20 protein-coding genes and 1 tRNA gene are annotated in these 26,617 nt (G+C 64.8%); 12 read left to right on the forward strand and 9 right to left on the reverse strand.

Translation table 11 applies throughout. From position 1 onward, the window contains the following. Positions 1–9 precede the first annotated feature (9 nt). The gene (locus tag LZC95_03400) at positions 10–1,074 is read left to right on the forward strand and encodes a 3-deoxy-7-phosphoheptulonate synthase (protein WXA95886.1); all 1,065 of its coding nucleotides are present in this window, start codon (positions 10–12) and stop codon (positions 1,072–1,074) included. Positions 1,075–1,086: 12 nt separating this feature from the next. Here the strand turns inward: LZC95_03400 and LZC95_03405 are convergent, their stop codons facing one another. Together LZC95_03405 and rpoZ are read right to left on the reverse strand one after the other, a co-directional pair. Then, positions 1,087–1,767 carry a YggS family pyridoxal phosphate-dependent enzyme gene (locus LZC95_03405; GenBank protein ID WXA95887.1) on the reverse strand — a complete coding sequence of 227 codons (681 nt, stop codon included), beginning with the start codon at positions 1,765–1,767 and terminating at the stop codon, positions 1,087–1,089. An 11-nt stretch (positions 1,768–1,778) separates the two neighbouring features. Next, complete coding sequence (rpoZ, locus tag LZC95_03410) at positions 1,779–2,021, reverse strand: DNA-directed RNA polymerase subunit omega (GenBank protein ID WXA95888.1); 243 nt, start codon at positions 2,019–2,021, stop codon at positions 1,779–1,781. Between the two features lie 258 nt (positions 2,022–2,279). On the opposite strand from rpoZ, the gene LZC95_03415 reads away from it, so the two are divergent. Then, positions 2,280–2,366, forward strand: a tRNA-Ser gene (locus tag LZC95_03415). Between the two features lie 55 nt (positions 2,367–2,421). Beyond that, the gene (locus tag LZC95_03420; protein WXA95889.1) at positions 2,422–2,883 is read left to right on the forward strand and encodes a GAF domain-containing protein; all 462 of its coding nucleotides are present in this window, start codon (positions 2,422–2,424) and stop codon (positions 2,881–2,883) included. A 157-nt stretch (positions 2,884–3,040) separates the two neighbouring features. On the opposite strand, the gene LZC95_03425 is transcribed toward LZC95_03420, so the two are convergent. After that, positions 3,041–4,291, reverse strand: a complete 1,251-nt coding sequence (locus tag LZC95_03425; protein ID WXA95890.1) for an NAD(P)-binding protein — start codon at positions 4,289–4,291, stop codon at positions 3,041–3,043. Between the two features lie 104 nt (positions 4,292–4,395). Here LZC95_03425 and LZC95_03430 point away from each other — a divergent pair, with 104 nt between their 5' ends. After that, on the forward strand, positions 4,396–5,334 hold the full coding sequence (locus tag LZC95_03430; protein ID WXA95891.1) for a cation diffusion facilitator family transporter: 939 nt from the start codon (positions 4,396–4,398) through the stop codon (positions 5,332–5,334). Positions 5,335–5,337: 3 nt separating this feature from the next. Here LZC95_03430 and LZC95_03435 read toward each other — a convergent pair whose 3' ends face one another. Then, on the reverse strand, positions 5,338–9,657 hold the full coding sequence (locus LZC95_03435) for a CusA/CzcA family heavy metal efflux RND transporter (protein ID WXA95892.1): 4,320 nt from the start codon (positions 9,655–9,657) through the stop codon (positions 5,338–5,340). A gap of 2 nt (positions 9,658–9,659) precedes the next feature. Then, on the reverse strand, positions 9,660–10,760 hold the full coding sequence (locus LZC95_03440) for an efflux RND transporter periplasmic adaptor subunit (protein WXA95893.1): 1,101 nt from the start codon (positions 10,758–10,760) through the stop codon (positions 9,660–9,662). A gap of 181 nt (positions 10,761–10,941) precedes the next feature. On the opposite strand from LZC95_03440, the gene LZC95_03445 reads away from it, so the two are divergent. The 3 genes from LZC95_03445 (at position 10,942) to LZC95_03455 (ending at position 13,989) form a co-directional block, all read left to right on the forward strand. Further along, the gene (locus tag LZC95_03445) at positions 10,942–11,613 is read left to right on the forward strand and encodes a response regulator transcription factor (GenBank protein WXA95894.1); all 672 of its coding nucleotides are present in this window, start codon (positions 10,942–10,944) and stop codon (positions 11,611–11,613) included. After that, entirely contained in the window at positions 11,610–12,962 is a 1,353-nt protein-coding gene (locus tag LZC95_03450) for a HAMP domain-containing histidine kinase (protein WXA95895.1), read from the forward strand. The genes LZC95_03445 and LZC95_03450 overlap by 4 nt, the downstream gene beginning before the upstream one ends. Positions 12,963–13,260: 298 nt before the next feature. After that, a complete protein-coding gene (locus LZC95_03455; GenBank protein ID WXA95896.1) occupies positions 13,261–13,989 on the forward strand; it encodes a hypothetical protein in 729 nt (242 codons plus the stop codon). A gap of 138 nt (positions 13,990–14,127) precedes the next feature. Here the strand turns inward: LZC95_03455 and LZC95_03460 are convergent, their stop codons facing one another. After that, positions 14,128–14,661, reverse strand: coding sequence for a carboxymuconolactone decarboxylase family protein (locus tag LZC95_03460; GenBank protein WXB00296.1), 534 nt, complete (start codon positions 14,659–14,661; stop codon positions 14,128–14,130). An 8-nt stretch (positions 14,662–14,669) separates the two neighbouring features. After that, on the reverse strand, positions 14,670–15,215 hold the full coding sequence (locus LZC95_03465; protein ID WXB00297.1) for a peroxiredoxin: 546 nt from the start codon (positions 15,213–15,215) through the stop codon (positions 14,670–14,672). A gap of 213 nt (positions 15,216–15,428) precedes the next feature. Here LZC95_03465 and LZC95_03470 point away from each other — a divergent pair, with 213 nt between their 5' ends. After that, a complete protein-coding gene (locus tag LZC95_03470; protein ID WXA95897.1) occupies positions 15,429–16,382 on the forward strand; it encodes a hypothetical protein in 954 nt (317 codons plus the stop codon). A gap of 80 nt (positions 16,383–16,462) precedes the next feature. Then, positions 16,463–17,752 carry an APC family permease gene (locus tag LZC95_03475; protein WXA95898.1) on the forward strand — a complete coding sequence of 430 codons (1,290 nt, stop codon included), beginning with the start codon at positions 16,463–16,465 and terminating at the stop codon, positions 17,750–17,752. Here LZC95_03475 and LZC95_03480 read toward each other — a convergent pair. Beyond that, a complete protein-coding gene (locus LZC95_03480) occupies positions 17,712–20,507 on the reverse strand; it encodes a hypothetical protein (protein WXA95899.1) in 2,796 nt (931 codons plus the stop codon). The genes LZC95_03475 and LZC95_03480 overlap by 41 nt on opposite strands. Positions 20,508–20,581: 74 nt before the next feature. Further along, positions 20,582–21,607: an alcohol dehydrogenase catalytic domain-containing protein gene (locus LZC95_03485; protein WXA95900.1), complete on the reverse strand. Its 1,026-nt coding sequence runs from the start codon at positions 21,605–21,607 to the stop codon at positions 20,582–20,584. Positions 21,608–21,682: 75 nt separating this feature from the next. Between LZC95_03485 and LZC95_03490 the strand changes: the two genes are divergently transcribed. The 3 genes from LZC95_03490 to LZC95_03500 all read left to right on the forward strand — a co-directional run bounded on the left by LZC95_03490 (position 21,683) and on the right by LZC95_03500 (position 26,564). After that, the gene (locus LZC95_03490; GenBank protein WXA95901.1) at positions 21,683–22,597 is read left to right on the forward strand and encodes a LysR family transcriptional regulator; all 915 of its coding nucleotides are present in this window, start codon (positions 21,683–21,685) and stop codon (positions 22,595–22,597) included. Positions 22,598–22,665: 68 nt separating this feature from the next. Further along, complete coding sequence (locus LZC95_03495) at positions 22,666–24,120, forward strand: M28 family peptidase (GenBank protein WXA95902.1); 1,455 nt, start codon at positions 22,666–22,668, stop codon at positions 24,118–24,120. Next, the gene (locus LZC95_03500) at positions 24,117–26,564 is read left to right on the forward strand and encodes a hypothetical protein (GenBank protein ID WXA95903.1); all 2,448 of its coding nucleotides are present in this window, start codon (positions 24,117–24,119) and stop codon (positions 26,562–26,564) included. The genes LZC95_03495 and LZC95_03500 overlap by 4 nt, the downstream gene beginning before the upstream one ends. Positions 26,565–26,617: the final 53 nt, after the last annotated feature.

A 26,617-nucleotide genomic window follows, 5' to 3' on the forward strand; every position in this document is an offset into this window, starting at 1 on the left:
GAGCTCGCGATGTTTTCTACCACCGACGATCTTCGTATCGATCGCCTTAGGCCACTCATTCCGCCTGCAATTCTTCTCGAAGAATTTCCCATGTCGAACGCGGCGCTCACCTGCGTGAACGACGCTCGCCAGAACGTGGCGCGCATCGTTGCGGGGCAGGACGATCGCCTCCTCGTGGTCGTGGGGCCCTGCTCCATCCACGATGTCGATGCAGCGCGCGAGTACGCCGGGCGCCTTCGCGAGCTAGCTCCCACCTTGGCGAACGACCTCCAGCTGGTCATGCGCGTCTACTTCGAGAAGCCGCGCACCACCGTCGGATGGAAGGGCCTCATCAACGACCCCAACCTCGATGGCAGCTTTTCGATCAACGTGGGCCTGCGCCTCGCGCGCAAGCTGCTCTGCGATCTCGCGGAGATGGGCGTCCCCTCGGGGTGCGAATTCCTCGATACGATCACGCCGCAGTTCATCGCCGATCTGGTGAGCTGGGGCGCCATCGGTGCGCGCACCACGGAGAGCCAAGTGCACCGCGAGCTGGCCAGCGGTCTTTCGATGCCGGTCGGCTTCAAGAACGGCACCGACGGCGACGTGCAGATCGCCATCGATGCCGTGGGCGCTGCCGCGAGCCCGCACCAGTTTCTCTCCGTCACCAAGCAGGGCCTCGCCGCCATCGTCGTCACGCGCGGCAACGAGAGCTGCCACGTCATCCTGCGCGGAGGCGCCAAGGCGCCGAACTACGACGAGGCATCGGTTGCAGCCGCCTCGGCCCGCCTGGAGAAAGCGAAGCTCGCGCCGTATTTGATGATCGACTGCTCACACGGCAACAGCAAAAAAGACCCCGCGAACCAGCCTTCGGTGGCGGCGGACATCGGTGCGCAGCTCGCGCGCGGAAGCAAGAACATCGTCGGTGTCATGCTGGAGAGCCACCTCGTGGCCGGCCGGCAGGATGTGCCGAAAGACGGCGGGCAGCTCACCTACGGGCAGAGCATCACCGATGCGTGCCTCGGCTGGGATCACACGGTGGAAGTCCTCCACCAACTCGCCGCCGACGTTCGCAAGCGCCGCGAAGCGCGCTAGCTTCTCGGCTTCTTAAGAGCGGGCGCCAAAGATCGCGGTTCCAACCCGCACGATCGTGGCGCCCGCGGCAATCGCTGTCTCGAAGTCGCCCGACATACCCATGGAGAGCTCCGGCAAGACAGCCGGACCTCCGTGCAGATTGCGCAGGGAGGCCAGCGTCTCGAAGACCTGCCGGGCCACGTCCAGATCTCCCTCCGGCGGCACGGTCATCAGACCGCGGACCGAAAGGGTAGGGAACGCGCGCACGCCGGCGAGCACCTCGGCGAGCTCGCTCGCCACGATGCCGTGCTTCTGCGGTTCGCCGCTCACGTTCACCTCGACGAGCACCTCGAGCGTGCGGCCCGCGGCCTCCGCCCGCCGCGCAAGCTCTTTGGCGAGCGAAGCGCTATCGACGGTGTGGACCACGCGGGCGCGCGGGGCGACGAGGCGCGCCTTGTTCGACTGCAGGTGGCCGATGAAGTGCCACTCGATGTCGCTCAGATCGGCGAGGGCATCGGCCTTGGCGGCGAGCTCTTGCGCGTAATTTTCACCGAAAAGCCGCTGGCCGGCGGCGTACGCCTCTCGAATGGCCTCGGGCGGCATCTTCTTCGAAACGGCGATGAGGCGGACGGACTTCGGATCACGGCCCGCAGCGCGCGCAGCCTGCTCGACGCGCGCCTGAATGTCTGCGAGCCGCTCCGCGATTCCGCCCAAAGGGACGTGCTCTAGATGGCGCTGTTGCGGCGCTGGACTTCGATCCACTCTTGGACGACGTCGTTGCTCAGACGATCGTAGTGGACCTTGCCGGCCGCAATTTCGCGCAGCGCGGTGACCGCCGGCTTGTTCTTCGAATGAACGAGGGCGGTGGCGCCCTTCATGAGCTGACGGGTTCGCTGGGCGGCAAGCACCACGAGGGCAAAACGGTTCTCCTCACGCTCGAGGCAATCTTCGACGGTGACGCGGGCCATGCTGGTCTTACTCCTAGGGCTGCCGATAGGGAACGGGCTGGGGAAACTAGTCCGCCTGGTGCGTTCCGGCAAGTCCCTCGTTTTTCGAGCACCCGTCGAGCCGTAGGCGCAGTGTTCGACGGAACGGACCGGTCCGAACCATCGCCTTCGACGTCGTGTTTTGGGACAATCTCGTCGCATGTTGCGTCATTGGTGTGTTTTCGTGCTCCTCGAACAAGGGTAGGGCTGATAAAAGACGCTATCCTTGCTTGACCGTAGGGAGGAGTGGCCGAGCGGTTTAAGGCACCGGTTTTGAAAACCGGCGATGGCGCAAGTCATCCGTGGGTTCGAATCCCTCCTCCTCCGCCCCACCGCTTGTCTTGTCTTTGAAAAGCCGAGATTCCCCCGGTGGAGTGAACCGTTGATTCAGCCGAAGCAAGACCTCGTTCTCCAAATCAAGGACATCCTTTTGGCGGACGGCGATCGTGCAACCAAGGGCAGCCAGATCTGCAAGGTCATCCGTACCCGCCTCGACCAGAAGTGGGTCGGCATCTACGACGTGCACAAGAGCGAGTACGCCGTGGTCGCCTGGAGCGGACCGGCCGCACCCGCTTTCTTCCGCTTCGCCGGCGGGAAGGGCCTAACGGCCGAGGCCGTCACACTTCGCAAGACGGTGGTCGCCGGGGACGTCAAGAGCGATCCCCGCTACGTGAGCACCCACGGCAACACGCAATCCGAGATCATCGTCCCCATCATCAGCTCCGCCCGCGACACCGTCGTCGGCACCATCGACGTCCAAAGCGAACGCCTCCACGCCTTCTCCAAAGCGCACCGCGAACTCCTCGAGGAGTGCGCGGCCGCCTTGCTGCCGCTCTGGCAATAAGCGGCGCTTCACAAAAGGAAGAAGGAACCGCCAGGACGCCAGAAAAGATTCGCCAGGATCGCCAGCTGAATCGACAATAAAACCCAAATCAGAGTTTATTGTTGGTTCACCTGGCGATCCTGGCGAATCTTTTTTGGCGACCCTGGCGGTCTACTCTTCACGGGTCGAAGTTCGCGACGAGGGCTTTGGCTTCGACGATGTTGTCTTCGATGGAGCAGTAGGTCCAGCCGCCGTAGCGGCCGGCCGAGTAGATGCCGTGGGCCTGGAGGATGCGGGAGAGGCGTTGGTGTTCGGCGATCGATTTGCGTGTGATGTGCACGTAGGCCGGATCCATGACCACGGAGTGGTGGGCGACGAGGCGGTGGCCTTGGGTGACGCCTTCGGCTTCGAGATCGGCCAGGACGCGTGCGAGGGAGGCTTCGACGTCGATGGCGGCGTCTTTGGCGAAGCCCAATTCGACGTAGAGGCTCATGCGATCGGTGTCGAAAATGTTGTCGTAGTAGCCAATGCGGTAAAAGGACCGCGCGCGATTCGGGTAATACATCCAGTGCACGTCGCGGGCGCCTTTGCGGTCGAATCCCAAGTTGAAAACGAGCACCTTGTTCCAAGAAAAGGCGCTTTCGTCGTGGGCGAGGCCCGCGAGCTTCAGCAATTTGGGAAACGGCGCGGAGGACACCAGGCGCTCGAATTGAATCTCGCGCTTCGTGGTGCGGGCCACGCGGTGGCGTAAATCCAAACCGACCAATGCCTCGCTTAGCGCGATGTTGTGCGGATGCACCTCGCTGGCAATGGCATTCACGTATTCGATGGCGCCGCCCTCGGGGTAGGTGAACGTCGCGTTGTAGCTTGCATTGTCGGCAACGCGCATGTTGCGCACGATGTCCGTCAGGTTGGCGTGGGGGAAGAAACGCCCCATCGCATCCTTGTCGAGCGTCGACAAATCGCAGGCGTACAGCTTTTCATTGTACGGGATGAGAAACTTCTCCGCGATGCCACGCCCGAATCGCGCATAGAGCATCTCTTTGAAGTTCGCCGCCTCGCCCTGCGACGACGCGAAGTACAGATCATACAGACACTCGATGAACTCCGCCTGCGGGAGCTGATGAATGTTCTTTTGGAATGGGAAATCGATCTTGCGGTCGCCGTAGGCGATGTACGTCTTCTTTTCGACCACGCGGATATCTTGCTTGGGCATGCGCTTGCGCAGCCACGCTTCGACCTCCGGGTGCTTGAAATGGAAAAAGTGGCCCGAGTAATCCCAGACGAAGCCTTCCTTCTTGATGGTCTTGCAGTAGCCACCAATCTGGGTGTCGGCCTCGAGAACGAGGTAGTCGGGATCGCGAAGGAAGGCTGCTGCCGTAAGGCCGGTGATGCCGGCGCCAACGATAAGATGACGACACGTTTCCATGGATGTTCGGATGCATGCTGCCACGAAATGCCCACCGCGGCGTCATGGGAGCGTCATCTGCTTGCAGGACCGTCAGCTACGCCGCATCTTTCTTTGGCCATCCCATGGGACACGACCACGCGCACCACGATCACGGCCACGGAGCCGCCGAAGGCTTCGACGATGGGCGGGCGTATCTCATTGGAATCGTGCTCAATCTCGGCTTCGTCGTGGTGGAGGTGGCGTTTGGCCTCTTCGCCCACTCGATGTCGCTCATCGCCGACGCCGGGCACAATCTGGGCGACGTGCTCGGCCTCCTCGTGGCCGGCGGTGCCAGCTTGCTCGCCCGCCGAAAGCCGTCGCTGCGGCGGACCTATGGGTTTCGGCGCGCCACCATCCTCGCGGCGCTGGCGAATGGACTGCTTCTCGTCGTGGCCACGGGCGCCATCGTGTGGGAGTCGATTGGGCGCCTTCGCGAGCCCGGGACCATCGACGGCGGGCTCGTGGCCGTCGTGGCCACGGCAGGCGTGCTCGTCAATGGCGCATCGGCGCTCTTCTTGATGAAGGGGAAAAAGCGCGATGTGAACGTGCAGGCCGCGTTCATCCATCTGGCGGCCGACGCCGCGGTGTCCGCCGGCGTCGTGGTGACCGGTGTGCTCATTCGGTTCACCGGCGCGAGCATCCTCGATCCGGTGGTCAGCATCGTGCTGTCGCTCGTCATCCTCGGCTCGACGTGGTCGCTGTTGCGCCGTTCGCTCGACCTGGCGCTCGACGCCGTGCCCGAGCAGATCGACCCCGGTCAGGTGCGCGGCTACCTCGGTGGCCTTCCCGGCGTGCGCGAGGTGCACGATCTGCATATCTGGGCGATGAGCTCCACGGAGACCGCGCTCACCGCGCACTTGGTCACCGTCGATGGCGCCTCGTCCCCCGGGTTCTTGCGTGACGTGAGCAACGAGCTTCACTCGCGCTTCCACATCGGCCACGCCACCTTGCAGCTCGAGGCGCACGACACCAAGGCTCCCTGCGACGTGCCCTGCCGCCTCGCCACGGACGAAGCCGAGTAAAGGCTACTGCGCGCCCTCGAGCACGCGGCGTACGCCCACCTCGGCGAGCGAGGCGCTGCTGGCGAGGTCGATCATCTTGAGGCGCGCGTCGTGGAAGCTTTGGTACGCGTCGACCAATTCGAGCACGGAGAGGCGCGCCTCGCGGTAGCCGGCTTCCGCCTCGGAGCGCATGTTCATGCTGATCTGGCGCGTCTCCGTGCGGTATTTCTCCAGGGTCTCGCGCCGGCGCACCAGCTCCGCGTGCGAGGCGGTGAGGCGCTCGCGCGCGGCGATCACGATGGCGTCGGCCAGTGCCTCGTTCGCATCGGCGCGGGCGCGGGCGGCCGGCACGATGCCTTGCCCACGGTCGACGAGCGGGATCGGCAGCACGATGCCGACGCCCAGATCCGTCTGGTTCGGCGCTTGGCCGTAGCCCGCGCCAATCCGCACCCCGAACCCCGGAAACACGGAGCGCTGGGCCGTCTCGATGTCGAGTCGCGCGGACTCCGCACGGTGCTGCGCGGCACGCAAATCGGTGCGGTGCGACAGAAGATCGCGCTGCAACTCCGGCAAGTTCGGCAACGGCGGCGTGGCATCGAAATCGTACACGGGATCGCCTCGCAACGTCGCGAAGGCAGGTCCCACGGCGGTCGCCAGATCGCCTCGGGCGCGCGCAATCTGCGCCTCGGCCTCGCCCAGCTCCGCGCGCGCCGACGCCAGCGCGATGGCAATGCGCGATGCATCGTACTGCGGGGCCATGCCCGCGCCGACCCGCGCCCGCACGATGCGATCGGCCCGCTCCAGATCGCGGACCGTCTCCTCGGCCACCCCGCGCCGTGAGATCTGCGCGGCCAGACCGATGTACGCTTCCTCCGCGTCGAACGCGAGCCTTCGCGCCACGCCGGCGCCGTCGGCCTCCGTGGCACGCATCTCGGCCTCGGCCGCGCGCCGCCGCGCCTTGGGGGCACCTGCCACCTCGACGAACTGCGTGATCCCTGCAGTGCCGTAGCCAAATCGGTCGAAGCTCGTGGTGCCGAGGGAACGCGTGTAACCTGCATCCAATTGCGGATTGGTCCACAGGCCCGCGGCGGTGGCTTGCGACTCGGCGGCCCGCACGTTCGCCTTCGCCGCCGTGAGCAGCGGGTGCCCGACCTTCAGCGCCGCCAGCGTTTGCTCCAGCGTAAAGCCGTGGGGGGCATCGGTCTCGGGCACGGTGATGACCGGTGCCGGGCCCTGCGCATGCGCGCTCGGTGCGCCCAGGAGGAGCGCGGCCACGCCGGCGACGAGCGCTGCATGCCAGCGTCCGCCCTTGGTGACGGCGTACGCCAGCGGCACGAGCAGCATCACCATGGGAATGCCCACGATGAGCCCCGCCAGGATGGCAATGGCGAAGGGCCGCTGCGTCTCACTGCCCATGGCATGCGAGAGCGCGCTGGGCGTGAGCCCCAGCACCGCGAGGGATGTCGTCAGAAGCACGGGGCGAAAGGCCGTCTTGGTGCCTTCCACGATGGGGTTCGCCTCGCCTTGAAGCTCCGCCTCCTCGATGCGTGTGAGCAGCAGCACCACAGCGAGCACCATCTGCCCGAGGAGTGCCACGCACCCCACGGCGCCGCTCACCGAGAAGTTTTCCCCCATGAACCGCAGGCCCGCGATGGCGCCGGTGATGCCGAAGGGCAGCGCGCCCATGATGAGCAGGGCCGGTCGCACCCGGCGAAAGTGGGCGTACAAGATGCCGAATACGGCAAACAACGCGAGGGGAACGGTGAGCCCGAGACGCTTCATGGCGCGCTCCTTGTTCTTGAATTCGCCACTCCACGACAAATACGTCTCATCGGGAACTTGGATGTCTCGGATCGCACGTTTTGCCTCTTCGACCGTACTTCCCAGATCCCGGCCGCGAACATTAAATTTGATTGCGACGAAGCGCGAAAAGTCCTCCCGCCATATGGCCGTGTGACCGCTTCCGTAACGAATGGCCGCCACCTCGGAGAGCGCGCTCGAGCGCTCGGGCGGGCCGACCAAAAGGCGCCCGAGCGCATCGGGGCTTCCGCGCACCACGTCGGGAAGACGCAGCGCCACGTCGTAGCGGCGCTCGCCTTCCCACACTTGCGTGGCCGGCTGCCCGCCGAGCGCGACCGCCAGCGTATCTTGTACATCGCCAATGGAAAGCCCGCGCCGGGCGACGGCATTGCGATCCAGCTCGATCTGAAGCTGCGGAATATCGCCCGCTTGGTACACGGACAAATCCGCCACACCCTTCACGCTGGCCAGGCGCGCGACGATGTCGTGGGCGAGCGCCGTGGTCTTGTCCAGGTCCTCGCCGTGCACCTTGATGACGACCTGGCCAATGATGCCCGATATCGTCTCGAACACGCGATCGGTAATCGGTTGCGAAAAATTGTGATGGGCCCCGGGAATATCGGCCAGGCTGCGGCGCAATTGTTCTTCCAGCTTCGCGCGCGTCATGCCCTTTGGCCATTTTGATTCGGGCCATAGTTTGACGAAGAATTCGACATTGAACGACCCTTCGGCCTGCGTCGCCTTTTCCGGACGGCCAATGTGCGAGAGCACGTCGGCCACCTCGGGGAACTTGAGAATGCGCTCGCGCATGTCGGCCGTCGGGTGTTTCACCTCGTCGAGGCTAATGGTCGAAGGGAAGGTGGTGGTGATGTAGAAGCCGCCTTCGTTCAGCTCGGGGAGGAATTCGCTGCCAATGCCCTTGGCGTAGAGACCAATGGCGAGGAGCGTGGCGAATCCACCGGCCAGAACGAGCCGCTTCCGCCGCGCGGCCAAATCGAGGATCTGCAGAAATGCTGCGCGGATCGCCAGCAGCCAGCGCGCCTCCGCCGGCGGTGCGCGGTTGGGCAAAAGCACCGTCTCCAATGCCGGCACCACGAAGGTCCCGCACGCGAGCGCCCCGATCAGCGCGAAGGCGTACGTGTAGGCCATGGGGGCGAAGATGCGGCCCTCGGTGCGTTCCAGCGCGAAGATCGGGATGAGGGCCACGATGATGATGAGCATCGAGAAGCCCACCGGCCCGGCCACCGAATCGGCGGCCCGCTCGATGAGCATCTTTTTCTCCTCGCGATCGAGCGCGTGGGGATGCGTACTCATCGTGTGCAAACTCGCCTCGAGGACAATGACCGCGCCGTCGACGAGGATGCCGAAGTCGATGGCGCCCAGCGAAATCAGGTTGGCCGGAAGCCCCATCAGCCGCAGCCCGATGAAGGCGGCGAAGAGCGAAAGCGGAATCACCACCGCGACGATCAAGGTGCCGCGCGCGGTGCGCAGAAACAGGTACAGCACGAACACGACGAGGAGGGCGCCCTCGCTCATGTTGCGTCCCACCGTGGCCAAGGTGGCCTCGAGCAGCGAGGTCCGATCGTAGAACGTGTCGATGGTCACGTCCTTGGGCAAGACGTCGCGCTGGAGCTCCTCGATGCGTGCGCGCAAGGCTTTGAGCACGCGGTCCGGGTTTTCCCCGCGGCGGAGCATGACGATGCCCTCCACCACTTCGTCCTCGTGTCCGCGACCCACGGCGCCGCGGCGTGGGGTCGAGCCCTCCACGATGTCGGCCACGTCGCCGATGCGGACGGGGACGCCGTCGACTTCGCGCACCTCGGCGAGGCCGATGTCCACCGGCGAGAGCACGGCGCCGAGGCCGCGCACGATGAACTCCTGCGAGCCGAGCCCCACGTAGCCGCCGCCCGCGTTGGCGTTGGTGCGCGCGAGCGCGTCGTACACCTCTTTGAGCGACACGCCGGCCGCGGCCAGCCGGCCCGGATCGATGCGCGCTTGGTATTGCCGCTCGAAGCCGCCGAAGGTCCACACCTCGGCCACGCCCTGCACCGCTCGAAGCCGCCGCTCCACGACGAAGTCGTTGATCGCGCGCAGGTCCTTCAGGCTGCGCGGGCCGCGCAGCGTATACCGGTAGATCTGCCCCACGGGCGTGGACTGCGGGCCCATGTCCGCGCTGGCCGATTCGGGCAGGTTCGCCTCACGCAGGCGCTCGGCCACCAAGGTGCGCAGCTCGAAATCGGTGCGCGCGTCATCGAAGGTGAGGGTGACCAGCGCCAGCCCGAACACCGAGACCGAGCGCAGGCCGATGAGGCTCGGCGTGCCCGATAGAACGCGCTCCAATTCCAAGGTGACGCGCTTTTCCACCTCCTCGGCCGATTGCCCCGGGTAGACGCCGACGACGTCGACCTGCGGATCGGTCACGTCGGGAAAGGCCTGAATCGGCAAGGATTGGAACGCGAAGATCCCTGCAACGGTGAAAAGCGCTGCCGCCAGCAGGACGAACCACGCCCTTTGAACCCCCAGTCGCGCGAGCCATGCGAACATCGTCAGAGGACTCGGTCGAGCTCACCATCGAAGAGCACCGCATTGGCGGTGACCACGCGCTCGCCGGCTTGCACGCCTTTGACGATTTGCACGTTGTCCCCCACCGCCGCGCCGAGATCCACGGTGCGGCGCGAAAGCCCCTCGTCGCCCGTGGCCACGAAGACCACACGCGCATCGCGCCGCAGAAGCACGGCGCTGCGTGGCACCACGAGCACGCCGGTGCCGCGCACGGTGACGTCGACTTTCGCCGTCATGTCGGCCGACAATCGCGGATCGCTGGTGCTCGGCGCGCACGATGCCTCGACGGTGTGCGTGCGCATGTCCAGCGCATGCACCAGGTTCACCACGGAGCCCGCGATCTTTCCGCTGCCCAGGGCCGGAACGCAGACGGAACAGGGGCTGCCCTCGCGAAGGAGCGGTGCATCGCGTTCGGGAAAGGCTGCACGCACCACCACCGCATTGGGATTGCCAATGAGAAAAATCGGTTTGTCCGAACTGGGATCGACCCGTTCCCCCGGTGCAATTTGCCGGGAAAGCACGCGTCCTGGCGCGCTTGCGCGAAGGACGAATTCCTCGCCGCCCTCGCCCGAGGTGCTGGCCGCGGCGAGCGCCTCGCGGATGCCCTGCAGTTCCGCGGTCGCCGCGGAAAGGCGCCCCTTCGATTCGATGAGCTCCCGGCCCGAGGCCGCGCCCTCTGGAACGAGTTTCTCGATGCGCCCGACGGTGTCGCGTTCGGTGTCGACCACCGCTTGCAGCTTGCGCGCATCGGCGCGCATTTTCGCGAGATCGCTGCTTCGCAACGTGGCGAGGGGCTGCCCGATGCGCACGTCGTCTCCCACGGCCACGTGCACGCGCAGCACGAACCCGGAAAACGGCACGCGAACCGCGTACGATCCATTGGGCGCGAAGGCCACGCGCCCAAAGCCTTGCACGATGGCCTCCACGTCGCTCTGGGTGGCGGTGGCGAAGACCAGCTTCTCGTACAAATCGTGCCGAACGCGGAGGTCGTCTTTGCTGACGATCTCATAAGGAGGTGCAGGAAGGGCGGCGGCGGCCGAGGGAACGTGCTCCGCGCCTTGCGCCTTGCATCCCCCAACCGACATCAGCCATCCGAAGAGAAAGAAAAACCGGAGCGTGCCGGTCTTTTTTGGACGTGCCACGATGTTATAAAATGTAGTCGGCCATGCGGATGGTCGGTGCTTACATCAGTGTAAGAGGGATGGCCTTAGTTTCTAATGACACTATCCCCGAGTTTTTCTAGCCCCTCCAGCCGGAGATTCCGCCGTGAAAGTACTGATTATCGAAGACGATCCCACGCTCGGTGAATTCCTGGTTCGCGTGGTGGCAGAAGAGGGCGATACGCCGGAGCTTGCGGTCGATATGACGACCGGGCTGGCACGCGCCCGCAGCGCTTCCAATGACGTGATCATTCTCGACTGGATGTTGCCCGACGGCGATGGCCCGACGTTCTGCGATCAGCTTCGGCGTGCGGGCGTGCTGACGCCCATTTTGATGCTCACGGCGCGCGGTGAGGTTGGCGATCGCGTCACCGGGCTGCAATCCGGCGCGGACGACTATCTGGTGAAGCCGTTCGAGGTGGAGGAGCTGCTCGCGCGCCTCAATGCGCTGGTGCGCCGGAGCGCGCAGCTCGCGGAGCTTCGCGTTGGGGAGCTGGTCATCGATCGATTGCGCCGCCGCTGCACCTTGGATGGCAACGTGCTCGATCTTCGCTCGCGCGAGTACGAGCTGCTCTTGCGCCTCGCGATTGCGCGGAGCGAACCGGTCTCGCGTGCGACCTTGCTTGCGGACGTGTGGAACCTCGGGTTCGACCCCGGCTCGGGCATCCTCGACGTGCACGTGAGCCGCCTGCGCGACAAGCTCGGAACCGACGCGTGGCGCATCGAAACGGTGCGCGGGGTGGGCTATCGCCTGCGCGAACGTCGCGACGAAACATGAGTTTTCGCGCGCGGACCACGGCGGTGTTGGCCGCAGTCACCGCGCTCGCCTTGGGGGGCGCGTTCGCCGCGGTGCTGGTGGCGTTCAACGGGCTGCAGCAACGTCAGCTCGACGCATCGTTGCTCGCCGTCGCACGTACCGAGGCGGTGGAGGTGCATCAGCACGCGTTGCGCTTTTCCGATCGACCCGGGCCGGCGGCGAACGACATCGGGCCACTGACCAAGTTTGGCATCATCTACGAGGACAGCGGCACGGTGATCGCGGCGACGTATCCGTTCGAGCGGACGCCGCCCCACCTGGCCGACATTCGGCATCCCAACGCGCAGCCGTTCAATTTCCTCTTCGAGCGCGAGCACATGCGGGGCGTGTTCATGCCCATCCCGCAGCACGCGAACACGTTTCTCTTCCTGGCCACGTCGCGCGAAGACTTCGAGGGCGACAAGGAGTACCTCTTTCGCGCGATGCTCGCGGCGGTGGTGGTCGCGGTGGGCTGGGCCTCGCTCATCGCGTATTGGATGAGCGGAAGGCTCACGCGCGATCATCGCAACATCGCCGCGGTCGCGCGGGGCGTGGCGCGGGGCGATCTCACCGCCCGCACCGACGTGAGCTCGCCCGATCCCGAGATCGTGCAACTCGGCTCCGACATGAACGACATGGTGGAGCGGCTCGCGGAGCTCGTGAGCTCGCAGCAGCGCTTCATCGCGCACGCCGCCCACGAGCTGCGCTCGCCCCTGACGGCCTTGTACGGTGAGCTGCAGCAAGCGTTGCGCAAAGAGCGCGATGCCGCGGCCTATCGTCAGGCGATTCAACAGGCACTCGAGGCGACGCGGCGGCTCAAGTTGCTCGCGAACGATCTGCTCACCCTGGCCCGTACGAAGCAGGACGCGGGCGAGAGTCCCGAGGCCATCACGCTCGAGCGGATGGTCGAGGATGCGCGCAAGCTGGTGGCGGATCTCGCCACGTCGCGCGAGGTCGCGCTGGACATTCGTCTCCCGAAGGCCACGGTGTCGCACCGGCACGGCGACGTAACGCGCCTGTTTCGGAACTTGCTCGAGAACGCCATCATGCATTCGCCCTCGGGCGGCGTGGTGCGGGTGGAGAGCGAGCACCACGGGTCGATGTTGCACACGTGGATCATCGACCAGGGGCCGGGCATCGACGAAGAGGATCAGGAGCGCATCTTCGAGCCGTTCTTCCGTGCGCCCAACGCGGCGAAGACGCGCGACGGTTCGGGCCTCGGCTTGGGCATCGCCCGCGAGATCGCGCGCGGCTACGGCGGCGATGTGCAACTCGACACGAGTTCGCGGGCGCCGGGCGCGCGGTTTCTCGTGGTGCTTCCCGCATCGTAAAAATATGTCGCTTGGACACGGAGGTCAGTACTTACTGAACTCCTGCCTGAGCTTTTAGGTCGAATATGTTTGAGGCGCTTCCGTCTCTCGTCGTATGAACCGGTCGCAGAATGCGAAATCGAGGGCAGATAAGGCCTATGAGGGCCCCCAAGCCCCGAATGAGCCGGTCGCAGAATGAAAAATCAAGGGCAGATGAGGCCTATGAGGGCCGCTAGGCCCGAATGAACCGGCGACTGGATTGACCCTGTTTTGCAGCGCCTCGAAAGACGTCTCTAAGGGCAATAAGGAGTCACTATTCATGCGACGAACGATTCTTGGACTCGGCATGTTGGCGGGTGCACTTCTCGCGAGCAGCACGGCACATGCACAAGGCAAAACGGATCTCGGACAGAAGGGACAGTTCATCCTCAGTGCCGACCGGTTGTTGCCGGTGATGGCTTATGAAAGCCGCAAAACGGGGGACGATGACAATGGTTCGACGACGGAGTCGAGCCTTCGCTTTTCACTCTTGACGAGCAATTTCACGCATCGCACGGTTTTCGACGTGCCGCGCGTGTCGCTCGACTACGCGATCATCGACCATCTCACGTTGGGTGGTTCGGTGTTCGTGGCCTTCGATCTGAGCCACGAAACGAAGTCGGAGGAGAACGGCAGGAGTGTCAGCGTCGACCAAGCCAAGGAATCGTTCTTTGGTTTCGCGCCCCGCGTTGGCTACGTGCTCCCTCTTTCCGCGTCGGTTGCGTTTTGGCCGCGTGGAGGCGTTTCGTACATCCGCCGGAGCTTCCAGAGCCCCCAGGTCAACGATGCCGACTTCAGCGCGTCGATCGATCAGTTCGCCCTCGATCTGGAGCCCATGTTCGTGCTCTCGCCCGTGCCCCACTTCGGCATCACGGTCGGACCGAACATCGACATCCCAATCACGGGTACGTCCAAGGTCGATCTCCAGCGCAACGGCAAGACCACCTTGTCGGTCGATGCCACGCAGTTCTACATTGGCGCGAGCGCGGGCATTCTCGGTTATTTCTGAGTCGTATCCGCCAAATAAGAAAACGCCCTCGCCAGTCCGGAGAGAGGGGGAAAAAGTACGAGGGGACCCTAGTTTAGGTGCGTACCGTTTCCCACCCTCTTCGGAGCGACGAGGGCGTCGTGTTTCTGCTCGTGTCTTCTATTCGGTGGCGTCGATTTCGAGCGAGATCGCCGTCGCGTGAATCGTGGCGGCGAGGCGCACGGCATCGTGGACTTGGTCTTCGCTGAGACCGTGTTCCAACACCGTTTTCTCGTGGGCCTGCACGCACATCTCGCATCCGTGGATGGCGCTGACGGCGAGCGAGAACAGCTCGAGGTCGGCCTTGTTGTGCGCGGGGGCGGCCAGGCGATTCATACGAAGGCGCGCCGGCTTGTCCGAATACGTCTGCTTACCGATCATGTGACGGAATCGGTAATAGACGTTGTTCATGGCCATGAGGGCCGCGGCGGCCTTGGCGTCTTCGACGACCTTGGCATCGACCACGCTGGCGGAGTCGGAAACGAGTGCCGCGCGAAGGCGCGGGCTGCGCGCCGCGATGGCCGAGGCAATCGCGACGCCCCACTTCTGATCCGTGGTCAACGAGCTGGTACCCGTGAGGGTCGACTGCAAATTGAGACGAATGTCTTTCGCCGCCTCCGGGATCAGCGCGCGAAGCGCCTCGGTGGCGGGAATTTCCGTGCTCACGCAGCCTCCAGGGTGGGGTCGCCCTTCTTCCAGTTGCAGGGGCAGAGCTCGTCGGTTTGCAGCGCGTCGAGGGTGCGCAGGACCTCTTCGACGTTACGGCCGACGGACAGGTCGTGAACGCTGGCGAAGCGGATGATGCCCTCGGGGTCGACGATGAACGTGGCGCGGAGCGCGACGCCGTCGGTCTTGTGCAGGATGCCGAGGGAGGCCGAGAGCTCGTGCTTGACGTCGGCGAGCATGGGGAAGGAGAGGTCCTTCAGGTCGGGGTGGTTGTTGCGCCACGCCAAGTGCACGAACTGGCTGTCGATGCTCGCACCGAGAACCTCGGCGTCGCGGTCGCGGAAGTCCTGCGCGCGCTTGCCGAACTCGGCGATCTCCGTCGGGCAGACGAACGTGAAGTCGAGGGGCCAGAAGAAGAGCACCTTCCACTTGCCGGGGTAGCTCGCCGAGGTGATCTCCTGAAACTCCTTGCCCTTCTCACGGCTAACCACAGCGTTGAGCTTGAACTCCGGAAGCTTGTCTCCAACGGTCAACATAGCGATAGATCTCCTTGAATTCCTTGAGGATTCCTTGGTGACGTCTTAGATTTAGACATAGTCTAATAATAGTTTTCAACGCGTCAAGAAGCTTCGACGCAAGGCGCGAAATGCCCGGAGATCATCAACCCAGGAGAGTTTTACGCGCCACAATGTACGGATCGCGCCAAGTGCACCGCTGGAACGCCCCTTGCTCAGGTCGCTGCCCGGAGGTGACCCGTGGTGAGAGTTTTCGCGGCTGCAGGGTTCGTCGGGTTGGCGTTGGTGTGCGGTGTCGGGTGCAATTCATCGGACGGGGACGCGGCGAGTGGAAGCGATCGGCTCGCGACCAACGACGATGCGGCGGACTTCTGCGACCACACGCTCGGCGTGCTCGCCAGGGCGGTCGACTCGTGCTGTACGGCAGCCGACAAGACCACGTCCGAATACGGCGTGGCCAATGGCTTCATCGTCGCGCTCGCACCGCAGTGTGCGGGCGCCGTGCAGCGTTCGACGGCCAAGCAACGCGTACTGCTCCATCCCCGCGATGCCGAAGCCTGCTACGCGGCGTACGCAGCGAGGCTCGGAGGCGCCGACAAATGCGCGAACCTCACGATGACCTTCAGCGATCCGGCCGGCACCTCCTGCCGCACCACATTCACCGGGGTTCAAGACGCCGGGCAGCTCTGTGGCGGCGATCACGAGTGCAAGGACGGGCTCACCTGCGTGGGCGCCACCGCCACAGCCGACGGCATGTGCCAACCGCCCCCGCCGGTGGGAGCGCCATGCGGCTCGTCGGGGACGGTCTCGCTCGAGTTCGGATCCCACCCCGCGTGCGCCGCGGGGGCCTATTGCAAGAGCGGCACGTGCGCGCCGCGGATTGCGGCGGGTGAGGCGTGCAGGATGATCGGCGATGACAAGTACTCCGATTGCGCCGAGGGACTGCATTGCCACCTGGGCAAGTGCAGCGCGGAGGGGCCCGCCGGCGCGGGCGGTGCCTGCCGCTCGGGGTCCGACTGCAATCCCGGTTACTACTGTGATGTATCCAGCGGTGCACAGGGGACGTGCGCCGAGCTGAAGGCCGCGGGGGGAACCTGCCACGGCGGTGGAGGATTCACCACCGAGTGCAAAGGTCGCTGCGATGCCAAGGCTGGAGCGACGGGAACGTGTGTGACGTTCTGCGGTTCGCAGTGACGTGATATAGCGAAGCCACGCAACCCGAGCACCTTCGCAGGCCCATCACGCTCGTTCCGCTCGTCGGGGCGCTCTACTTCATGGTCTCCGGCGGGCCATACGGGCTCGAAGAGCTGGTGCAGAAAACCGGTTTCGCGGCGGCCATCGCCATCTTGGTGGCCACGCCACTCGTGTGGAGCCTGCCCACGGCGCTGATGGTGGGCGAGCTCGCGGCCGCCGTGCCCGAGGACGGCGGTTACTACGTCTGGGTGCGCCGCGCGCTCGGTGACTTTTGGGGATACCAGGGCGCATGGCTCTCCCTCGCGGCCAGCGTCTTCGACATGGCCATCTACCCGACGCTGTTCGTCCTCTACTTGCAGCGGCTTTGGCCTGCGATGGGACAGCCACCGTATCCCATCCTGGTCTCCATGCTCGTCATCGGAGCGTGCGCCGCGTGGAACATGGCGGGCGCGCGCGCCGTGGGCGATGGCTCGGCATTGATGACCGTGCTGCTCGTGGCACCGTTCGCAGTGCTCGCCGCGCTCGGGCTCCTATCGCCGCGCACGATGGCGAGCGCGCCGCCATCGCTTTCGCTGGCCGATGCCGGCTCGGGGGTGCTCATCGCCATGTGGAATTACATGGGCTGGGACAACGCCTCCACCGTCGCCGGCGAAGTGCATCGCCCGCAGCGCACGTACCCGGTGGCGGTGCTCGCGGCCATCGTGCTCATCGCCTCGAGCTACGTCATTCCGGTCGCCGCGATGTGGTACGCCGGCGTCGACCCCTCCGCATGGCAGACCGGCTCCTGGGTCGATGTGGCGCGTGGCTACGGTGGGGCGGCCCTCGCGACCTCCATCGTGGCCGGCGGGATGCTCAGCTCCCTCGGCATGTTCAATGCGCTGTGCCTATCCTATTCGCGCTTGCCCGTCGTCTTGGCCCGCGACGGCTATTTGCCGGCCGTGTGCGCGCGCCGATTTCGCGCGAACGATGCGCCTTGGGTAGCGATTCTCCTGTGCTCTGCGCTGTGGACGGCGTCGCTCGGTCTCAGCTTCAAGCGGCTCGTCTCGCTGGACATTTTGCTCTACGGAACGAGCCTGGTGCTCGAGTTCGTGGCCTTCGTCGTGCTTCGCCGCCGCGAGCCAGACCTGCCGCGCCCCTTCGTCGTCCCCGGCGGGCTTCCCGTGGCCATTCTCCTTGGCGTGGGGCCATTGCTCGTCCTCGGCGTGGCGCTACTCGACAATCTTCACGAGGACGCCTTCGGCATGAACGCCCTCGTCTTCGGTGCCCTCGTCGTCGGCGCGGGCCCCATCTTGTACGGGGTCACGCGCCGACGATTCACAGCGGATGCTTCTACGGCGTCGTCGACGTCTCCGACGCGTTCCAGCCCGTGAGTACGACCGTGGGCTGCGCATTTCCAAGATCGCTGGCCGCGAATTCGCCGACCAACTCGCGCTTCTCGCCGGGCAACAGCGAGATGTAGTTGTCGCTCCACGTCGACGGCAACACCTCCGGCCCGCCCGCGCCCTTCGTCACGCGCACGCGCACCAGGAACGAGATGCCTTTGTTGTCGTTCTGCACGGTCACGCGCAGCTTACGTTGCGCGCCCGTTCCTTCCGCCACCGCGGTCAATGTCGGCTTCGTCGCGGGCAGCGACTTGAGCTGCGTCAGATCGGCGTGCTGCGTGGTCGGTGCGCCCCACCAATCGTGCTTGCTCCAATCGATTTTGTCCGTCTTGGTCGAGAGCCAATAGAAATTGTTGCTCACGACACGGTCTTGATTGTCGCGCAGCACCAGCCGCACGAAATACGTCGGGGTGAGGTTCGCCACCGCCGGAATGGTCAGCGCGGCGGTGCTCTTCGTCGTATTCACGGTCAGATTCGTCTTCTCCTGGGAGAAGAGCTTTTTCGCATTGATGTCGTAGACCTCGGCCGTCGCCTTCAGCCCACTCACCGAGCCCGCCGTGTCGTTCACCACCACCACGGCGCGCGTCTCGTAATTGTAGATGATGTGCACCGGGCGATTGGCCGTCTTGGTGCCGTAATATCCACCCGACGCGGCCAGGTAATAGTCGTACGAATGCCAGAGCATCGACGGCCAGCCGTTGTTCAGCATCCACGAGATGATGCCCGTGGTCTTGCCCTTGCCCCAACGGTACGACTCGAACTTGGCTCGCTCGCCGTCGTAGGCCAAAGCTTGCGCCTTCAAGACGTAGTTTTCGAGCGTCGTGGCCTTGCCATAACGGCCTTCCAGGGCCGCCGTATGGATATCCAAGTTGGCAAACGGCCCGCCGCCCATGTGGTAATGCCACACCTCGTTGATCGGCCAAAGCTTGTCCGCGGGAAGGAACTTCTTCAGGCTCTCGATCTCGGGAACCGCCGGACCGATGCCTGCCTCGCTGATGAAGCCACCCCACGCCCCGCCCTTGCCGTACTTGTCCTGGTACCAGTAGACGGGCGGAATGTAATCGTAGGGGCCCGGCATTTTGAAGCCCGAGGGCCCGGTCAGCGTGCTCGGATCGCGCTCCGATGCCTGATTGTGCAGCGGCAGGTTCCATCGTGCCTGCTCGGCCGCGCGCAAGTAGATCTTCTCGATGTCTTCCGGCGGGTGGCTATCGCTCCCGTAGAGCCAGCCGAGCGAGCTCGGGCGGCTGCGCAGGCGCAGCAGCTGGCTCTTCATCGATGCCTCCGCGATGCCCCAGCTCTCGGACGTCCACTTGCCGTGCCTCTCCGGATCGATCCAAGTTTCCCAAATGCTGCAACACTCCCAGCCGGTTTGCACCAGGATGCCTTCGCGGTCCGTCACCTCGAACAAGTGATCGTTGGCGAGCTTGCCCTCGATGCGGATGGTGTTCATCCCCATGTCTTTGACGAGCTTCATCTCCTGCTCGTCGCGCTTGTCGTCGTAGCGGAAGAGCATGTTCTGCGTGTAGCCGCCGCCGCGAATGAAAATGGGCTTGCCGTTGACCTTGTAGCTGGCCCACTTGCCGTCCACGAGGTTCATCGCGATTTCGCGGATGCCGACGCGAGCCTTTGCCCGATCGGAAACCTGTCCATTCACCACGAAATCCAAGGTGAGATCGTGCAGGTTCTGTTCGCCGTAGGCGTAGGGCCACCAGAGCTTCGGCGATGCGATGACCAATTCCGGATGCTTGTCCGGCGTGATGCTCAGCTGCTTCTTCTCATTCGGCCCGAGGGTCACCGTCTCGGTGAATACGATGTTCCCGAGGGTGCCTTTTACCGTACCGGTGACGGATGCATTGGTCGCGTTGGTGAGCTCCGCATTGACGGTGACGCGTGCCTCGTTGGTGTTCGGCACCTTGGAGACGATGGTCGGGTATTCGACTTTGACCGCGCCCGTGGTGGTGAGGAACACGTCCTGCCACAGGCCCATGTTCTTGTCCGCCGCCGTCGGATTCCAATCGATGAAGCTCGGCGCCAAGTCGGTCTTGTGCGGCGAGAAGATCTCGATGGCGAGCGCATTGCGCTGCCCCGGCTTGGCGGCAGCCGTCACGTCGAGCGCAAATCGCCGGTACGAGCCCGCGATTTGATCGCTGGAGGCGACCTTTTTGCCATTGAGCCAAATATTGGCGCGGTAATTGATACCATCGAAATGGAGCCACGTGCGTGCGCCACCATTGGACGGAAGCTCGAATTCCGTGCGGTACCACCAGGGCACCTTGTACGGATTCGTGTCCTTCATTTCGTACCAGGAGAAATTTTCGCCAATCGGATAGTCGGTCGTACCCGGGATGTTGCGCATGTTCATCCCGAAGTTCGGATCGGGGAAATCCCCATGCGCGACGCGCGCCGAGACCACGGTGGTGGGGACGGTGGCTTGCGTCCATTGGTTCGTGTCGAAGCCCACCATCGATAGGGTCGCACCATCCTTATTGAGTCCGGCCGATGTGCGAATCGCCCAACCGTTACGTAGGAACAACTTGTCGGCCGGTGCAGGCGCCGGACTATAGGTGTCGTCCGCCGTCGAATCGCTCGTCGACGAATCGAGTCCTTTCGGATTGTCCAGATCCCCGGGCTGGCCGGGCGGATTCGTGGCATCCTCACTGCTGCAATTGGGAAGCAGCGCGGCGAATGCGGCCGTGCTCAAGAGGGCCAGTGCCCTTCGTGACATCGTCAGAGAACGAATCATTGCGACCTCCTCCACATCCCGGGTCTTCAAGAATGACTCGTCTAGTTAGTAAAGTTTCTTAACGAATGCAAGCCTCAGGGGACCAGGACAGCTCGGAAGCGCACAGTTCCAGCGGCGACACGGTCGTAAGCTGTGCGCACGTCGTCGAGGGTGAAGGTCTCCGTCAGCACGCGGATCTTGCCGCTTGCCGCAATGGCCACCGCCTCGTGCAGGTACTCGCGACCATTTTGCTGCGAGAAGATAATTTTCTGCCGATTGACCATCATCTGCGGGAACACGGTGCGGTTCGGGATGACGAGATCTTCCTCGGGGCCCGCCGCTCCCATGACGACCAAGCTGCCCTCGGGACGCAATCCCAGAAGGGCGTCGCTGGCCGGGCGGTACCCGTTGCCGGTCGACAGAATGACGTCGGCGCCGCCCACGCGGGCGAGCTCCTCGCCGCTGCCTACGACTTCATCGGCGCCCAATTCGCGGCTTAGCGCGACTTTGTCCTTGGAGCGCGTGACCGCGACGACGCGGAAGCCGGCGGCCTTCGCATATTGCAGCGCAAGGTGACCGAGGCCTCCAATGCCCACGACGGCCACCGTCGAATGGGGCAACGGTTCGGCGGCACGCAGGCCGCTCCACACCGTGTTGCCCGCGCAAAGGATGGGCGCCGCGTTCTCGAAGGAAAGCGCGTCGGGCAGGAGAATGGTCGCGGCCTCCTCCGCCACGAGGTACTCCGCGTGGCCGCCGAATTGATGGATCATGAGGAGCTTCTGATCCGCGCAATAGATCATCTTGCCGCGGCTGCACCACTCGCAGCGTCCGCAGCCGGTCTGCAGGCTGTTCGTGCCGACGCGATCCCCCACGTTGCGGGTGCGAACGGAGGAGCCAACCTCGACGATCTCGCCGACCGGCTCGTGGCCAAGGACCGACGGCGTCTGCAGATCGAAGAGCCCTCCCTGGGTGAGGTGCACGTCCGTGTAGCAAAGGCCGCTCGCGCGGATGCGAATGAGAACCTGCGTGGGGCTGGGGCGCGGCGTGGGAACGGCTTTCACCTCCCAGGGGGCTTTGATGGCGGTAACAACGGCGGCTTTCATCGTTTCGTGAATCGTCATGCCGTTGAAACTAGAGAGTCGGAGACCCAAGAAAAAGTAGCGAAATCTTGATGCACTTATTAGCCTGGCTAAGCAATGAAGGACGAGCTGGCAGGCATCGCGACGTTCCTGCGCGTGGCGGAAAAGAAGAGTTTCACGACGGCGGCTGCCGAGTTGGGGGTCACGGCATCGGCCGTGAGCCAAACGGTGCGGCAGCTGGAAGATCGGCTGGGCGTGCGCCTCTTTCAGCGCACGACGCGGAGTGTGAGCCTCACCGAGGCGGGGCAGCGCCTCTTGGATCGCGTGCGCCCCGCGGTCGCGGACGTGCGTGATGCCGTGGAATCGCTGGCCGAGTTGCGCGATCGCCCGGCCGGCACCCTTCGCATCACCATTTCGCAGGTGGCCATGGCCATCGTTCTCGAGCCGGTGATGGACGCGTTTCTCGCGGAGCATCCCGACATACGGCTCGATCTATCCATCGACGATGGGCTCGTGGACATTGCGGCGCACGGCTTCGACGCCGGCGTGCGCCTCGGCGAAGTGCTCGACAAAGAGATGATTGCGGTGCGCGTCTCCGGCGAGCAACGCTCGGCCATCGTGGGGGCGCCGAGTTACTTTGCCAAACACGGCAAGCCGAAGCACCCGCGCGATTTGCATCGCCACGATTGCATCGGATACCGCCGCATCACCGGCGGCGATATGTACAAATGGGAATTCGACGAGCCCGACGGAAAGGCCTTCCAGATGGCCGTGGATGGCCGAATCGTCGCCAACGATGGAAATATGATGTTACGCGTCGCGGCGAGGGGGCTTGGCGTTGCCTATGCTCTGGAAGACGTTGCGCGTCCCTATCTCGAGCGGGGCGATTTGGTGCGTGTGCTCGCGGATTATTGCGCGCCGTTTCCGGGGTTCTTTCTTTATTACCCCAGCCGGATTCAAGTACCGCTCAAGTTGCGGGCACTCATCGACTTTTTGAGCAAAGCCCCAAAACGGCGCAAGCGAAAAACCTGATTGTGAACGCCGGGGTCTTCCGTTTTGAAGATCCGAACGGATAATTCCCTTTAGAGGGACGCGTTCAGATGAGACGCCGGGAATTTCTCCGTGTGGCCGAAGCGGGGGCGGCGCTCGTGGCGTCCCGGTGTTTGTTGGGCTGCGGCGACGATGCGATGCCTCCAGGCAGCCCTGCTGCCCCTCTTGTGCCGCCGGCGAGCACGCTTCATCTGCCGAGCGCGGAGGAGATGCTCGGATGGATTGACGCGATTGTGCGTCAAGGCATTCGACGCCCGGGTTATGCCGCCGATCGGTGGGTCGAGGAATGGGCGCTCCAGCGTTTTCGAGACATTGGTCTCGAGGACGCGCGGCTCGAGCCGGTGACCGTGCCCTATTGGGAAGCGCACACCGCCGAGCTCACCCTCGCGGATGGGACGAAATTCGTCGGCTTCGCCTTGCCGCACACGGCACCGGGCGTCGTATCGGCGTCGTTGGCACGCTTCGATGGAGGCGCGGTCGAAGGGCGCATTGCGGTGCGGGAAATCGGATTTGCGCAGTACCCACAAGCGCTGGTTCGCGGTCTGGCGACGAGTACGTACGATCCTACGAACGAATTCGACACGCTGGTGCAGACGGTCCCGTTTCACTCCGAGCAAAACCATGTGATGGACTCGACGGTCGCCAAGAAGGCGGCAGGCTTCGTCGGATTGCTCACGGGGTTGCCGTGGGAGACGTGCGACTATTACGTGCCCTACGACGCCGAGCCGCGCCCCATCCCAGGAATCTGGCTTTCCGGCGCCAATGGACGCGCCTTGCTGGCGCGCATGGCGCAAGGGCCCCTCGAGGCGCGCCTCGAGGTGCAAGCCGAGCGGTACGATGTGACGTCGCACAACGTCGTGGGCACCCTGCGGGGGCGATCCAACGAATGGGTGATCATTGCCTCGCACCACGATGGACCGTGGGCGTCGGCGGTGGAGGACGGCTCGGGGATCGCGATGGTGCTCGCGCAGGCGACCCATTGGGCGGCGGTGCCCGAGAGCGAGCGGCCGCACAATCTGTTGTTCTTGCTTTGCGCGGGCCACATGGTGAATGCGGCGGGGACGCGCGCATTCATCGCGGCGCATGGGGATCTTCTCGCGAAGACGGTTCTCGAGGTGCATCTCGAGCACGTCGCGCGCCGGTGCGAGCCCGATGGTGCAGGCGGCTTGCGCGCGACGGAGGAACCCGAGGTGCGCTGGTGGTTTACCTCGCAAAATGAAGCGCTCCGAGCGACCGTGCGCGAAGCGATTGCGAACCATGCGCTCGGCCGCTCTCTGATTTTCCCCGCCACGGCGTTCTCGCCGATGCCGCCGACGGACGGCGCCTACTTCTATCCCGCGGGTGTGCCGCTCGTGCACTTTCTCACCGCGCCGATGTACCTGTTCGATTCGCGCGACACGATCGACAAAGTGCACGGGCCGAGCCTCGTTCCTTTGAGCCGCGCCGTGGTGCAGATCGTCGCCTCCACGCGGGATGTCTCTGCGGCGGCGATGCGAGCTGGATGATGGAACGACGCGACTTTCTTCGCCTGCTGACCTATGGTTATTTGGGTTTCGGCTGCCGGGGAGCCATCGTCGATGCGTCGTCGCGGGATGAATCCTTTTTGCAATTGGGTCAGCCATGGGGAACGCGCGTGAGCCCCTACGGCCAGTGGGTGTCGCGTTTTGGCCTGCCGGCGTTCGCCTACGATGCCGACCAAGACTCGATGCCCGAGGCCGAGTGGGATCCGATGACGGGACCGCGCACGCGGCGTCACTGGCTGATGGTCGGCAACCGCGCCATTCGTCTGTGGTCGGCCAACGATGGGACGGTGGGACTCTTCGACGAAGGGTACGGCTTGCGCTGGATCGTGGCGCCGGAGCCCGAGGGTTCCGGTGTGTCGGTTCTGCAGGACGGCGGCAAGCGTTGGAGCAGCCGGTACGCCGAGCGCGCGGGCGCGGCGCCCTCGGTGCGGGTATTCGGCCCGACCTGGTTTCAGGTGAGCGACGCGTACGAGGGGCTCACGTTGGAGCGCACGGTGCTCTGCCCCGAGGGCGAGAGCCCATGGCTCCTGGTGCGCGTGCACCTCGCGTTGCATCGCGCGAGCAAGGTCCGGCGGCCGCTTCGCCACGTGGAGCAGTGGACCTTGCGTCCGCGGTTTCTGCAGGTAAAGCAGACCCCGGCCCAGGCGCGAAGCCGCGCGGCGTTGGCCGTTCGGTACGACGTCACGCATTGCGACCGAGGGCTCCTCGCGCGCGAGCTCTTCGCCGATCCGAACGGATCGGGACCGGCGGCGGAGGCGGCGAAGTTCCTCTTCGGCGCGCCCGCGGAGATCGTACTCGAGCCGCTCGGTGCCACGGAGGGCAGGGCCTCGTTTCGGCTCGCCGAGGGCGAGGCGCATCCCACGCTCGAGATCGAATCGGCCCTGGAGCTCACGCCGGGAGAATCGCGCGAGCTCTGGTTTCGATTCGGTCTCCGCGACGAGCGGCCGGCCCCCGAGCCTCACGTGCTCGCGGCGCAGTCGCTTGCATCGTTGCGTGCGCGCCTTCCCGTGGCCAGCGTGGACGATGCGCCGGAGGCCGCGCACGAGATCCCCTGGCACACGGCGCTTCTCACCGGCAGCCTCGCGTGCGATCGCGTGCTGGGCGGGCACACGCTGAATCAAGGTTCGGCGTACGCGTACCTGTTTGGCTTCAATGGCGCCGCGCGCGATCCATTGCAGCACGCCCTTCCGTTGGTCTACATCGAGCCCGACACGGCCCTCTCCGTGTTGCGCAACACGGTGGCGTGGGCCAAGCCGGACGGGGACCTTCCCTATGCGCTGAACGGCGCAAAGCGGCCGACGAACTTGCTCTGGCGTCCGTCGGACTTGAACCTGTGGGTCTTGTGGCTCGCCGCCGAATACGCGGCGGCCACGGGCGATCTCGCGGCGTTCGACGAGCCGCTCGCGTACCATCCGGTGTACGGAGCCGGGGCGGTGCCGCTGCGCGAACATTTGCGTCGGCAATTTCGGTTCTTCATCGACAGCGTGGGTCGGGGAGAGCGCAAGCATGTGCGGATCCTCAATGCCGATTGGAACGACGTGGCGCTCGACGCAGCGGGGGTGGATCGCGACGCGATGATTGCGCACGGGAGCTCTGTGCTGAATTCCGCGTTCGCGTCGTGGGTGCTCGGCGTCTTTGCTGCGCTGGCGGAGCGGCTTGGAGAAGGCGCCTTGGCCGCCGAGGCGTGCGAGCAGTCCGAGGAGCTGCGGCGTCTCGTTGCGGCGGCGTGGAATGGTCGCTGGTTCCATCGCGCGTATGGGCCGGGCGGCGCCATCGTGGGCGAGACCGATTGCTGGCTCGAGGTGCAGCCGTGGGCCATCTTGTGCGGGGCTGCGGACGCGCAGCAGGCGCGCTCACTGCTGGAGCTCATCGACCAAGGCCACCGCGAGGGCTCGCCGCTCGGTGCGCGTCTCAAGTGGCCGGACAACTCCGACGCGGATTGGGGGCAGGGCACCAAAGGGGGCGTCTGGTACGCGATCAACATGACCTTGATCTGGGCGGCGACCCGCGTGGCGCCGTCGCTGGCAAGGGACGAGTGGCGGCGAATGAGCCTTCGCAGCCACACGGCGAACTACCCGGATATTTGGGAGGGAACGCTATCGGGCCCCGACGCGTGGAACGCGCCCGAATTTCCCCGACCGGGCCGCACCTGGGCAACGGCGAAGTTCGCGATGCAGCCTTTCCCGGTGAACAACCTGCACGCCCACGGGCAACCGCTCCTCGCGTACCTGCGCTTGCTCGGCATCGAACCGACATCGCGCGGCAGCCTCCTGTTGGGGAAGGCGGCGAGCGGGGCAGGGACCTTTGCGAGCCGCGTGCTTCGGATCGATGGCGACGGCCACGGTCGCCTGCGCACGAACGGGGAGGTGACGCTCGAAACGCGCCACGGCATCGTGCACGGCGGCCCGGGGATCGTGCGCTTTTGAGAGCGACTGCTCTTTTCGAGCAACCGCACCCGCGGCTTGGTCGAAACAACGAG

It is taken from the genome of Sorangiineae bacterium MSr12523, assembly GCA_037157775.1.
GTDB lineage: Bacteria > Myxococcota_A > Polyangia > Polyangiales > Polyangiaceae > Pendulispora > Pendulispora brunnea.